The 13,114-nt window shown below is 51.8% G+C and carries 12 protein-coding genes; 4 read left to right on the forward strand and 8 right to left on the reverse strand.

Features of this window, described 5'->3' with window-relative positions:
• Nucleotides 1–46: 46 nt before the first annotated feature.
• From AC3WTJ_RS32060 to AC3WTJ_RS32075, 4 genes are all read right to left on the reverse strand, one after another.
• Entirely contained in the window at nt 47–1,732 is a 1,686-nt protein-coding gene (locus AC3WTJ_RS32060; protein WP_492525426.1) for a glycerol-3-phosphate dehydrogenase/oxidase, read from the reverse strand.
• Nucleotides 1,733–1,899: 167 nt separating this feature from the next.
• Nucleotides 1,900–3,399 carry a glycerol kinase GlpK gene (gene glpK, locus AC3WTJ_RS32065; protein WP_492525138.1) on the reverse strand — a complete coding sequence of 500 codons (1,500 nt, stop codon included), beginning with the start codon at nt 3,397–3,399 and terminating at the stop codon, nt 1,900–1,902.
• A 17-nt stretch (nt 3,400–3,416) separates the two neighbouring features.
• Nucleotides 3,417–3,980, reverse strand: a complete 564-nt coding sequence (locus AC3WTJ_RS32070; protein WP_492525139.1) for a glycerol-3-phosphate responsive antiterminator — start codon at nt 3,978–3,980, stop codon at nt 3,417–3,419.
• A gap of 197 nt (nt 3,981–4,177) precedes the next feature.
• Nucleotides 4,178–6,178 (reverse strand): GTP-binding protein, encoded by a 2,001-nt coding sequence (locus tag AC3WTJ_RS32075; RefSeq protein ID WP_492525141.1) that lies wholly within the window; start codon nt 6,176–6,178, stop codon nt 4,178–4,180.
• 106 nt (nt 6,179–6,284) lie between these two features.
• On the opposite strand from AC3WTJ_RS32075, the gene AC3WTJ_RS32080 reads away from it, so the two are divergent.
• Nucleotides 6,285–7,028: a DNA-3-methyladenine glycosylase family protein gene (locus AC3WTJ_RS32080; protein WP_492525143.1), complete on the forward strand. Its 744-nt coding sequence runs from the start codon at nt 6,285–6,287 to the stop codon at nt 7,026–7,028.
• A 222-nt stretch (nt 7,029–7,250) separates the two neighbouring features.
• On the opposite strand, the gene AC3WTJ_RS32085 is transcribed toward AC3WTJ_RS32080, so the two are convergent.
• Nucleotides 7,251–7,820 (reverse strand): TetR/AcrR family transcriptional regulator, encoded by a 570-nt coding sequence (locus AC3WTJ_RS32085; protein ID WP_492525145.1) that lies wholly within the window; start codon nt 7,818–7,820, stop codon nt 7,251–7,253.
• A 22-nt stretch (nt 7,821–7,842) separates the two neighbouring features.
• Entirely contained in the window at nt 7,843–8,568 is a 726-nt protein-coding gene (locus AC3WTJ_RS32090; protein ID WP_492525147.1) for an MBL fold metallo-hydrolase, read from the reverse strand.
• 154 nt (nt 8,569–8,722) lie between these two features.
• Between AC3WTJ_RS32090 and AC3WTJ_RS32095 the strand changes: the two genes are divergently transcribed.
• From AC3WTJ_RS32095 to AC3WTJ_RS32105, 3 genes are all read left to right on the forward strand, one after another.
• Nucleotides 8,723–9,799 carry a M42 family metallopeptidase gene (locus AC3WTJ_RS32095; protein WP_492525149.1) on the forward strand — a complete coding sequence of 359 codons (1,077 nt, stop codon included), beginning with the start codon at nt 8,723–8,725 and terminating at the stop codon, nt 9,797–9,799.
• Nucleotides 9,800–9,919: 120 nt separating this feature from the next.
• Nucleotides 9,920–10,357 carry a GNAT family N-acetyltransferase gene (locus AC3WTJ_RS32100; RefSeq protein ID WP_492525151.1) on the forward strand — a complete coding sequence of 146 codons (438 nt, stop codon included), beginning with the start codon at nt 9,920–9,922 and terminating at the stop codon, nt 10,355–10,357.
• A 43-nt stretch (nt 10,358–10,400) separates the two neighbouring features.
• Nucleotides 10,401–10,793, forward strand: coding sequence for a DUF2500 domain-containing protein (locus AC3WTJ_RS32105; RefSeq protein WP_492525153.1), 393 nt, complete (start codon nt 10,401–10,403; stop codon nt 10,791–10,793).
• A 510-nt stretch (nt 10,794–11,303) separates the two neighbouring features.
• On the opposite strand, the gene AC3WTJ_RS32110 is transcribed toward AC3WTJ_RS32105, so the two are convergent.
• Nucleotides 11,304–12,386 carry a sensor histidine kinase gene (locus AC3WTJ_RS32110; RefSeq protein ID WP_492525155.1) on the reverse strand — a complete coding sequence of 361 codons (1,083 nt, stop codon included), beginning with the start codon at nt 12,384–12,386 and terminating at the stop codon, nt 11,304–11,306.
• Nucleotides 12,383–13,057 (reverse strand): response regulator transcription factor, encoded by a 675-nt coding sequence (locus tag AC3WTJ_RS32115; protein ID WP_492525157.1) that lies wholly within the window; start codon nt 13,055–13,057, stop codon nt 12,383–12,385. Before AC3WTJ_RS32115 ends, AC3WTJ_RS32110 begins: the two co-directional genes overlap by 4 nt.
• Between the last annotated feature and the right edge of the window lie 57 nt (nt 13,058–13,114).

Here is a 13,114-nt window from a genome sequence, read left to right on the forward strand (position 1 = left end):
TCGCCAGCTTACATCATCCGCGGGCCGTTGAACTTCCCGCTCGAGCTCACGCTTCGAGCGGGTTCACCGCCTCATGGAGCAGCTGCTCCAACTCGGCGGTGTAGACCGCCTGCTGCGCTTCGTCCCAGCCGAAGCGCTCCGCCATGAAGGCGGTCGCTGGCGCCTTCCACTGCCGTGCCCACGCGATATCGAAGAAGAGGGCCCCCGTACGGCGGATGAAGAAATCCGCCGGCTTCACAGCCATCTCGCACTCGATCGCGTACACGAGCGAAGCGAGCACAGCGGCGGGCATCTTCCGGCACTCCGCCTCATTCCAGTACTGCGCCACCAAGGCAAACACGGCATCCACATTGGAGCCGTAACGCCGCGCCAGCTGCGCAGCCTCAGGACTCGTCAGCCCGAGCCGCTGGCCTTGGCTGATCTTGCTCTGCAAGAACGACTCCAGCTTCGCGGAGCCGCCAACCTCGCCGCCGGAAATCGGCAGCGTGCGTGTACGGCTCGGCGACAACGCCGTCGCCGAAACCAGTCCCTCCGCCACCAGCATGGCGGCGATCTTGTCTACGACCGTCTCCGCCATTTTGCGGTAGCCGGTCAGCTTGCCCCCGGCCATCGAAATGAGGCCGGAGTCCGACACGAAGATTTCATCGCGGCGCGAAATCTCCGAAGGATCTTTGCCCTCCTGATGGATCAGCGGGCGCAGCCCGGTCCAGCTCGACTCCACGTCCGCTTCCGTCAAGCCGAGGGTCGGGAACATCTCATTCGCGGCGCGCAGCACATAAGCGCGGTCCGCCACGGTAATTCGGGGATTCACGATATCCCCTTTATAATTCGTATCCGTCGTCCCGACATAAGTTTTGCCGTCACGCGGAATGGCAAACACCATGCGCCCATCCGGCGTATCAAAATAAATCGCCTGACGCAGCGGGAATTTGCTCTGATCAAACACCAAATGTACCCCTTTGGTCAGATGGAGCGTTTTGCCTTTCTTGGAGTGGTCCATTTCACGCAGCGTATCCACCCAAGGTCCAGCTGCGTTCACAATCTTGCTCGCGTATAGGGAGTAGGACGATTTCTCGCCGTCACCACCCAGCTGATCCGCCACCCGAACGCCAACTAATTTGCCGTTTTTCATCAGCAGCTCTTCTACTTTGGCATAATTCACAGCTTGTGCGCCAAGCTCCACAGCCTTTTTCATAACCTCAATCGTCAGACGCGCATCATCCGTGCGATATTCCACGTAGTAGCCGCCGCCTCGCAGATCTTTCTTTTTCAATAGCGGTTCATGCCCCAGTATCTCCTGTGGACGGAACATTTTACGGCGCTCCGCTCGTTTCACTCCCGCTAAGAAATCGTAGACCCTTAAACCAAGAGACGTAGACAGCTTGCCGAACGTGCCCCCTTTATAAAAAGGCAGCAGCATCCACTCCGGCGTCGTGACATGCGGACCATTTTCGTACACAATCGCGCGCTCTTTGCCTACTTCAGCGACAACCTTCACATCCAGCTGTTTCAAATACCGCAGCCCTCCGTGCACAAGCTTCGTCGACCGGCTCGACGTTCCCGCAGCATAATCCTGCATATCGATCAGCGCCGTGCGCAGCCCTCTGCTCTGGGCATCAAGCGCGATGCCTGCACCAGTAATTCCCCCGCCGATTACGATTAAATCAAAAGTCGTCTCCGACATGTTTTGCAGCATTTCTTGTCTTTTTAACCCACTAAAGCTATGTGTCATTTCTCGCATCTCCGTCATTACAGTCATCTCGATTATCTCCCTTCGTCTATGAAAAATAAAAAGCCGCAACAAACCTAACACGCTATCACGTGCAGGCCGCTGTGGCTTCTCCCTAGTCTCCAACCAAATTATTAACTTGTTATAAGTATATCATAACATTGCCCAAATTATTTAAAAGCCATCGCGGCTCCAACTGCTTTTTTCCAACCACTGTACAATTGTTCTTGGCGCTGCGCTTCCATCACAGGCTTGAATGCCTCATCCACCTGCCACTGTGCCGCAATCTCCGCTTGATCTTGCCAAAAACCTACAGCCAACCCAGCCAAGAATGCTGCACCAAGCGCTGTCGTTTCACTGATGACCGGACGCTCCACCGTGACGCCAAGCATGTCGCTTTGGAACTGCATGAGGAAGTTGTTCCTCACGGCGCCGCCATCAACCCGCAGCTTCGTGAGCTGAATACCGGAATCGTCTTCCATCGCCTGCAGCACATCTTTCGTCTGATAAGCAAGAGATTCAAGCGTTGCCCGGATAAAATGCTCCTTGGACGTCCCCCGCGTCAATCCGAAAATCGCGCCTCGAACGTCGCTATCCCAATAGGGCGTACCCAAACCAACAAAAGCCGGAACGACATACACGCCGTCCGTCGACTCTACACGCTGGGCATAAGCCTCCGTGTCCTGCGCCATTTTGATCATCCGCAACCCGTCACGCAGCCACTGAATCGCAGATCCCGCAACGAAAATACTGCCTTCCAGCGCGTACTCTACTTTCCCGTTCAGTCCCCAAGCAATCGTGGTCAAAAGCCCGCTGCGCGAAGGAATCGCATGATTGCCTGTGTTCATCAGCATAAAACAGCCGGTGCCATAGGTGTTCTTGGCCATCCCTTTTTCAAAACATGCCTGCCCGAACAACGCCGCCTGCTGATCACCGGCCGCACCCGCAATTGGGATTGCCGAGCCGAACAAGAGATTTTCCTGCGTATGGCCATATACTTCCGAAGAGGAACGCACCTCCGGCAGCATAGAAGCCGGGATGTCCAGATAACCCAACAGCTCTTCATCCCACTTCAACTCATGGATATTATAAAGAAGCGTTCGCGAAGCGTTGGAATAGTCCGTCACATGCGCTTTGCCCCCGGTCAGCTTCCAAATCAGCCAAGTGTCCATCGTACCAAACAGTAAATCTCCACGCTCCGCTTTCTCTCGTGCGCCATCCACGTGATCCAGAATCCATTTGATCTTGGTCCCCGAGAAGTAAGCGTCGATTAAAAGCCCCGTGCGTTCGCGAAAAATATCGTTAAGCCCTTGCGCCTTAAGCGCTTCGCAAATATCTGCTGTCTGGCGAGATTGCCATACAATGGCATGATATACCGGCATTCCCGTATGCCGATCCCAGACAACCGCCGTTTCACGTTGGTTCGTGATGCCAATACCTGCGATCTCCGCTGGCTGAATGCCGGATTCCGACAAAACCGCTGCGATGACTCCTTGAATCGATAACCATATTTCATTGGCATCATGCTCGACCCAGCCCGGCTTCGGAAAATGCTGCTTAAACTCCTGCTGAGCCGTTTGCACGATGCTCCCTTTTTGATTAAATAAAATCGCTCTGGAACTTGTCGTTCCCTGATCCAGCGAAAGAATATAGGAAGAGGCTTCTGCCATTGTTCTACCTCCAAAAGTTAGGATCGTTGATGATACTGCTGCCACAATTCTGTGTTCGACGTCGTGACGGCTGTCGCTCCAGCTCCTAATGCCTGCTCCACATCGCTTACAGAACGAATAAGTCCTCCTGCAAAAATAGGAATACCCGAACGTTCCTTCACTTCTTTAATAATGTGCGGAATAATGCCAGGAAGGACCTCGATGTAATCTGGCTGCGTTCGTTCCAAGAGCGTATAGCTCTTTTCAAGTGCGCTGCTATCCAGGAGAAAAAGGCGCTGAATGGCGATAAGCCCATTCTGTTTCGTCTTCGTGATGACCGTGCCCCGTGTAGAAATGATCCCGGCAGGACGAATGCTCTGACACAGGAACTCAGCTGCATACTCGTCATTTTTCAGCCCTTCAATCAAATCCGCGTGCAGCAGCAGCTTTTTGCCGTTTGTCCGGCCCAGATCCACGATGTTTTTCAACTGTCCAACATGGCTGTCCAGCAGCACAATATAGGTATAAGAAGTTTTTAGCAGCTTCTCTAAATCCTTCATTTTGCGAATCGCCGGTAAAATTCGTTGCTCCTGCAAAGACAAGCTCATCATCTCCGTTCACACGTTCCTATGCACGCCCCTGAGGGATGACAACAAAAAAACTCACCAAAAGATATGCCCATTCCTATGAAAATGGCAATCCCCTGTGAGTCTCCTGTTCTCCGTCACATGTTATTAACTTACTTCCCATTGTACTGAGACCTGCTCCACCTGTCAATGAGAACCGCGCCCATTCTAGATCATGTTGATAACGCCTTGCGTACGGCTAAAATGTATTTGGATTGATCGAGCGGATTCACGCCTCGCCGCTTCCGCTCCGCGTGCACATCCGGCGGACTCGGCTGGTAGCCCCCGAACGACGAAGTGATAACCCCTCTGCCTCCGGACATCGCACTAAGCTTCACTGGATAGTCCAGCGAAGTGGCCACGGGGAGTCGGCCTTCGACGACAAATCGGTCACCGCTCAGCTGCGGCGGATCAAAACTCGCCCGCATTTGCACCAAATCGCTAAGCACTTTGCCTCCGTAAACCTCTGGAACGGTAATGCGCACTTGCAGCATCGGCTCAAGCAGCGTAGTTCCCGTTTGCATCAAGCCCTGCATAAGACCCATCGGTGTCGCAACAGCAAAATCAAGAGGGTGCGTATGCCATACATGATGCTCACCCTCCACGAGCGTTACCTTGAGATCGGTAACTTCCCAACCGAGTAGCCCTTGCTGCAGCGCTTCCGGCGCTCGGCGCTCTACTTCGCTCTGGTACTGCGCCAACAATTGATCGGCGCGTACCTGCGACGAATACACGAGTCCGCTGCCCGGCGCCCCGGGCTCGATGCGGAAGCGCAGAATGGCCCAGCACGGCTTGGGCATCGTATAAGCAATGAAGCCTTCACCAGGCTGAGAAGGCGTTTCTTTGTAGATCACGGAAGGCTGATCGAACCTTGCTTGCAGCCCGAATCGCGAATCCAGCAGACTGGTCAGAATCTCAAGCTGGATAGCGCCCATCACCTTCACATGCAGCTCGCGTTCCTCTTGCAGCCATTGGAGATCCAGCAGCGGATCCTCGTCTGTAAGCTCCTGCAGCGCGGCAACGAGTGCCGGATACTGCGCGTCGCTCTCTGCATGCACCTGCACGGTCAACAGCGGCACGGCAAGCCGTGGAGCCGGCGGCACCGCATCAGGCCGGCCCAGCACGTCGCCGATGCGCACCTGCGTCAAGCCGCAGATCGCGGCAATGTCGCCTGCCGCTACATAACCGATATCTTCGGCGCGGCGGCCGTCGATTTTGCGAATCTGGGTCACCTTCTCCTCCATGCCCCGCGTGGCATTGAGCACGGTGTCCCGGTTGCGGATCGCCCCCTCGTAGAGGCGGACGTACGCCATTCTCCCCATGGTCTTGTCCCGCTCGACCTTGAACACCACGGCCGATAGCGGCTGCTCCGCGCCGCCGCTCGGCCCGGGTAAATAATCGAGGATGGCTTCCATCAGCTCCTCGATCCCCAACCCTTTGCTCGATGCTCCAACGAGCAAAGGAAAGGCCTGCCCCTGCCGCGCATAGCACTGCAGGGCTGCTTTTACATCGCGTGCCGGGATGGGCACGCCTTCGATGTAGCTCGTGAGCAGCTGCTCATCGAGCTCGGATAGCTTTTCGACCGCTGCCGCGAGGTCGAAGCCGGGCGCGCTGGGCGCGCCCTCGATCAACACGTTCTCCGCACCGCGGAACGTGTCTTCGGCGCCGAGCGGTGCATAGATCGGCACCGCCATGCTCGTGAGCTGCTTTTCTATGTCGCGCACCACTCTATCCGCGTCCGCGCCAACGCGGTCCATTTTATTCACATAGAGTAGTGTTGGAATTTGAAGTGACTGCAGCGCATGCCAAATCATCTCGGTCTGCGACTGCACCCCTTCAACGGCAGAAACAATCAAAATCGCGCCATCCATCACGCGCAGAGAACGCTCCACTTCGGATAGAAAATCTACGTGTCCAGGAGTGTCTACCAGGTTAATAGAAGTTTCTTTCCATGTAAAAGTGGTTGTCGCGCTGCGCACCGAAATGCCGCGCTCCCGTTCCACATCCATAGAATCCGTTTGCGCGGTGCCGCTATCTACACTGCCTAAGGCGCGAATTCGCCCGCTATGATAAAGCAAATGCTCGGTTGTCGTCGTTTTACCCGCGTCCACGTGAGCGAAAATGCCCACATTTCTTCGCGGAATAGCTTGATCCTTACCTATTTCGTCGGTCATTGAAGTGCTCTGCTCCTTCTATTTACCAGCCTTTGTCTCCCTATTATACTTGAAGAACAGACACCTACGTACATTTACCCGTAAACTTTTGAGGAGGTAAGCGGCTATGTTGGATATTGATCCCTCTAACTCTGATTGTAACTCCAATGAACAAGAACAACCCGTCTCTTCGCGTACAGCGATCCTACTGCATAAGAAACATCCGGCTATCCTGGCGCTTTCTGAAGCTGACCACCGTTTAGCCTGCCTTATTCGCCTGGTTGGCGAGCTGACTTTGACACCGAGTACCTCCCCTTTCGAATCGCTGGCGATGTCAATTATCTCCCAGCAGCTATCAACCAAAGCGGCAGCTACGATCAAGGCCAGAGTGAAAGAAATCGTTCCCGAATTCACTCCGGAGCTTGTGCTCGCCGCGGATGAGACTGCCATCCGGCAATGCGGAGTCTCTTTTCCCAAGATTCGCTATATTCGCGATCTTAGCATGAAAGTCATAGCCGGAGATCTGCGATTGGACGCCTTGCATGAGCTAGATAATGAGGAGCTTCTGAAGCAGCTTACAAGTGTCAAAGGCATTGGAACCTGGACAGCAGAAATGTTCATGATGTTTGCTTTGGGCCGGCAGGATATCATGTCCGTCGGTGATGCCGGTCTCCAGCGCGCTGCCCGTTGGCTGCACCAATTGGAGGAGCGCAAGGACGGCAACTACTTGGGCCAAATCGCCCCGGCATGGTCACCGTATCGGAGTTTTGCCTCGCTTTACTTATGGCGCGCCGTCGATATGGGCTTCGTAGATTCCGGGCTTCCGGTGGAAGCCTGTCTGGATTCGTCGGTGATTGTGGAGGAGACGTGAGAATTAAGGTTTCGGCGGTGCTACCTTAGGAACTACAAGGCGTTATTTTGCCAAAAAGACCGTATTTCCACCTGCAAGGGGAACTACGGTCCGCTATTTCTTCGATTTCGGGCAGAAATCGAGGTATCACTGCTGAATAAGGCCCTGTAGTTCCGCTTAGAGCGGAAAATCGCATTTTCCTTAATATAGAGGACTCCAGTTCCTCAAAATAGGCCTCACAAATCACAACACCGCCGTCCGCAGTCCCCTCAAATAAGTCTGAAGCAACCGCCTCAAGCTCTCATCGCGCTCAAGCCCCATGCGGAACCCATTCCTGTGCTCAAGCGACGCGAAGCCATGCACCATACTCCGAAAGCCGCGCACCACATGCAGCGCATCCACTTCACTGAGTCCATACGGTTCAAGAATCCGCAGTAAAAAGAACACAACATCATTGCCCGCCTCCTTCAACTCCGGATCTTCATAATCAGGCAAGATGGAAATAGCCTCATACAAACCAGGATGTTTCCGGGCAAAATCCACATAAGCAAAACCTACAGCTAACAAAGCATCGTCTTTCGCTTTGCCAATTACCGCATCGACCATGGCCGCTTTGATGAGCATCAGTCCACGCCGGGAAAGCTGCGTCCTCAGGTCTGGCAAGCCTTTAATATGGTTATAAAGCGATGGCGTTTTTACATTTAATTTGGCTGCTAATGCTGCTAATGTCAGACCTTCGACACCCTGTGTATCTGCCATTTCTACAGCTGCTTGCAGCACGTTTTCTGCGTCTAGTCCTTGTCTTTGCGCCATTGAAGTCCCGTCCCTTTTTTATCTAAATGTTTGCCGCTGTCATCTGAAATTTCTGAGCTGCCTCCGCAATGGCGCGGTCGATCACCGCAAGCGGCTGGTCAATCATTACGCCATGCCCGACCGCAAGAAGGCTTGGAGACAGCTGCCTCAATTTGCGCGCGCTCTCCAGCGACACTTCTTTGTTCCATGTGGCCATGGCCGGGAATGGAAACCAGAACTTCATCAAACCGGAAACCGCCACCCCGCCGCGAACTTGAAAAGCATCACCGGCAATCAGCGCACGGCTGCGTACATCCAGAAATGCCATCGATCCCGGCGTATGTCCTGGAGCCGAAATGGCTTGAAGCGAGCCTACGTAATCGCCATCTTTTAACAACACGTCCGGCTTCGTCTGCACCGACTTGGGAACGTCTCCTTTGATCGGTAAATTTGCCTCACCGTCCTCCAGTTCCTTGCTGCCTGCCAGCAGCTTGGCATCTCTTCGCGAAATATACACCTTCGCCTGCGGCAGGACTTTTTTCAAACCATCCAATGCGCCAATATGATCGCCATGTGCGTGCGTAAGCACGATGCGGGTAATGGGTTTCCCAATGCTCTCTGCAGCCTGAAGAATACCTTTCACACTGAACGGCAAAGCCGCATCAACCAGCGTCAACTCATTCTCTTCCTCCACCAAATAACAATTTACCGGAAAAAATCTCGGCATAAAAGACACCTGATACAAAAACCCTTTTTTCGTTACTTTCATTTTGAACGCCTCCCGCTTATTATCTATATAAGTATAATAACTAAGGTCATTAGTTTTGTAAAGCTGTCTTTGGCCTAAATCTCATTTATTTTTCTAATATGATAAAATAACAGTTATCGCACGACCTAATCATGTAAAAAAGTGAGGATTTCCAATGAACACTGAAACGTTAGAGCTTTTTCGTACATTGACTGAACTCCAGGCAGCTCCTGGCTTCGAACGGGACATCCGCAAATTTGTCCGTGGTGAAATGGAGAAATACACCGACGAGTTCGTCCAAGATGGCCTCGGCAGCTTGTTCGGCATCCTGCGCGGCGACGAGGCCGGTCCGAAAATCATGGTTGCCGGCCATTTCGACGAGGTTGGCTTCCTGGTTAGCGGCATCACCGAGCACGGCACCATCAAATTCCAGCCCCTCGGCGGCTGGTTCAGTCAAGTGCTGCCCGCCCAGCGCGTACAGATCATGGCCGAGCAAGGGCCGATCGTCGGTGTGATCGGCTCGGTGCCCGTGCACTTGCTGGACGAAGCGGCACGCAGCAAGCCCGCAGACATCAAGACGATGTACATTGACATCGGCGCAGAAGATAAAGCCGATGCCCTCGCCATCGGCATCAAGCTCGGGCAGCAGATTGTCCCCATCTGCCCGTTCACGCCCCTGGCCAATCCGAAGCGGATTATGGCCAAGGCTTGGGACAATCGCTACGGCGTAGGCCTGGCGATTGAACTGCTGAAGGAGCTTCACGGCGGGCCGAAGCTCCCGAATGTCCTGTACGCGGGCGCTACCGTACAGGAAGAGGTTGGCGTGCGCGGCGGTCGCACGGCGGCGAATCTCATCCAGCCGGACTTGTTCTACGCGCTGGATGCCAGTGCCGCCGGGGATATGACCGGCGACCGCAATGCTTTTGGGCAGCTGGGGCGCGGAGCGCTGCTGCGCATCTTTGACCCTACGATGATCACGCATCGCGGCATGGTTGAGTTCATTCTGGATACGGCGGAGACGCATAAGATCCCGTATCAATATTTCATTTCAGCCGGCGGTACGGATGCCGGACTGGTACACGTGCAAGGTACCGGCATCCCTTCTGCCGTGATCGGTGTCTGCGCGCGTTATATTCATACTTCCGCTTCGATTCTTCACGTGGATGACTATGCCGCAGCGAAAGAACTGCTCATTAAGCTCGTGCAAACGAGCGACCGTACGACGTTAAACACGATCCATGCACAAGCATAAATCGTGCTCAAGACTATCCCCCCCGCCCTTCGGCGGGTTTTTTTTATGCAAATGTAGAACTTATGTTCCAATATATGGTATAATTAGCAGAATCATAGGATCATAGAAAGAAGGCCCGTAATGACGTATATCATTCGAGAAGCAAAACCCCAAGATACGAAAGAAATCAGCAATTTTGTTTCCAAGCGGACAGGCAAGATGATTTCCCCTTTGCACATTGAAAATAGGTTGCATTTTATGCGTGACAATCCCGATGAATCCCTCTATGTGTACGAAGAAGAGAACCAAATACTTGGCACTCTAGGGTTTCGTATTCGTCAAGCGGATGATGCCGTTGTGAAGTTTAGCGAAGTCTCCGTGATATCTATGGAAGAAACAAACAGCAGCCAAGCAGCAGCCGATAAGCTAAAAAGCTATGCAGAGCAGCTGGCCCAAGAGCACGCCTGCTCAGGGATGTGGTGGATCACAGGTTCGGAGAACCATGGGGATCGCCGGAAAGCGCAGCAACCGCTTGGGTTTCATGAAACCGGATATCGATTCGTCAAAAGATTCCTCTAAAAAAGTCCGCGAATTGACTACGAAACTTTGAGGAGTGATTATTATGTCAACAGGCTTCAACACAGGAGCTTTTCCTAATCAGGGCAGTGCAGGCCTTTTTATCATTATTTTTACAATTGTGGCGGTGCTTATTGGCGGCTTTATTTTATTTGTCATTATCAAAGGATTGATCACATGGTCTTCCAATAACTCAGCCCCCATCGAAAATCTGACCTGTAAAGTTGTAGCCAAAAGAATGCAGGTTAGCGGAGGATCCGGGGATTCGAGTGCTAACACGAGCTATTATGTGACCTTTGAATTTGAGGATCGCCAACGATTGGAATTGCGTGTCGGACGGGATCAGTTCGGTTATATTGTTGAGGGAGATCAGGGAATACTGACTTACCAAGGAACCAGATTCAAAGGGTTTTCTCGCCATTTATCTTTTCAAGCTTAAGGAGTGTTCAGTATCCAAAATAATAGATTTACAAAACCTTTACAAAAACTAAGCAATTCGAAGAAAATCAAAGAAAACACGAAGATAGTCAGCAATAATCTCTTTTTAGCAAATATTCTGAATATTTACAATATTATAATAATAGACTATAGTTGGGTTAGGCTCACTTGAAGGACAAGCCTTACAGCTGGTAAGGCCCCCTAAGAGTAGCCAGGATATTCTCAACTTAGGAAGGGGATAGTCCAATGGACAAGGTTAGCGAAACATGCCCACTTTTCCTTCAAACGACGGAAGAAAAGGTGCGGGAACGCGTTACGTTCATCGGGCATGTGGGAATCCAGAAGCGGTAAATGTGATCAGCGTTTATTCGAGGAAAGGATCCTTTTATAGTCGTAATTTCAACGGAAGTTGGTTTGATTGGAGTGTGCGTAGGGACAATTGAATACGATGTGTGAAACTTAGAGACCTCCGGTTATCAGTGATAAGCGGAGGTCTCTATTTGTGCTCCTTCTAAGATTCTTGCAACGAGAACCGAACGATAAACGTCGTCTTTTTCTCCGGTTTACTTTCTACGGATATCGTACCTGCATGCATATCAATGATCTTTTTTACAATCGATAGTCCTAGTCCGTTGCCTCCTGAGGTTCGATTTCTCGATTTATCCGCTTTGTAGAAACGCTCAAAGATATGAGGCAAGTCTTCCTCAGCAATATTAGCTCCATTATTGGAGATTCGAATAATAACTTCTTTTCGGGTGCTTTCAACATGGACCCCTATGGTGCCGCCAACAGGCGTGAATTTGACCGCATTATGAATTAAATTCGTCCACACCTGGCTCAATAAATCTTCATCGGCCAATAGCGTAACGGGTTCCAGATCAATATCCATTTCGATATTTTTCTCTATCCACTGCGGTTCACAGGCAAGAATATGATTGCGGATCTGCTTATCCAGCCGGTAACTTTTCGGTTCAAAAGGGTGATGCTGTGACTCTAATGACGATAATTTGAGCAAGTTATCACTTAGCTTGGAAAGGCGTGTGCTTTCGGCTTCAATAATTTCCAAATAATGCTTGCGTTCCTCTGGCGTGATGCTCTCGTTCTGGAGCGCCCTTGAGAAACCGCTGATCGAAGTGAGAGGCGATTGAATTTCATGCGACACGTTAGAGATGAATTCCTGCCTCATTTTCTCCAATTGGCCCAGCTCTACCGCCATGTTGTTAATGGAATCAACCAGCTCTACAAAGGGGCCATTGTGCGGATTATTATCAACAGACACATTGAAGTCGCCTCTGGACATACTTTGGATCGCTGCAATCATAGTTTTAAAAAATTTCATCTGCTCGCTGCGAAAGAACCTGCCCAAGCAAGTCATGGTGACGCCCCAGAGAAACATGCCGCTGATACAGTTAATAAGCTGAACGATGACTTCGCTTGGGCGCTTATCGATATAGGTGTAAATCCACTCTGTACCGTAAAAGGCAGCCAGCCAGTAAAGAATGATGAGCAGAAAAAAACCTACGGCGAACAAAGTACCGCGTACACGCTGTCCGCGACTTCTAGGATCCTTTCTCCGCACTTTCTTGTTCATCATTGCAGGACCTCCATCCGGTAGCCTAGCCCCCGAATCGTCGCAATGCGAAAAGCGTGCCGTTCTTCCGGGAACCGCTCGCGAAGCCGATTGATATGCACATCGATGGTTCGTTCGTTGCCTTCATAATCGAAACCCCAGATTTGCTCGATCAACTGGTCGCGCGAAAATGTTTTTCCCGGGTAACTCGCCAGCTTATAAAGCAGCTCAAATTCTTTGAGCGGCAGTGTCAAGCTCTCGGAGCCGACGGTTACCTCGTAGGTTTTTTTGTTCATGCTGAGGTCGCCGACCTGAACCGTTTGGGATGCAGCAATTTTATAACGCTTCAGCAGTGCTTTGACCCGCATCGCTAGCTCGACAGGCTCGAAGGGCTTAACGAGATAGTCGTCGGTGCCCAGCTCAAAACCTTTGACCTTCTGCGAAGTCTCGCCTTTGGCGGTGAGCATGAGCAGTGGGATATCATAGTGCTCCCGCAGTTCTTTGCATAATTCCCATCCGTCCATATTCGGCATCATGATATCCATAATGACCATGTCGACTTGGACGGTTTCCAGCAGCTTGAGCGCTTCCGCGCCATCCGAAGCTTCAACCACCTCGAAGCCTTCGTTCAGCATAAAAACGCGAACCAGCTCACGAATATAAGGATCATCATCTACGATCAGGATTGGAGCCATTTTATATCAAACCTCGCTTCATGTTAGGTCTAATTTTCACTTATTTTAGCATAAAGC

The organism is Paenibacillus sp. FW101-FHT12H11 (assembly GCF_058790355.1).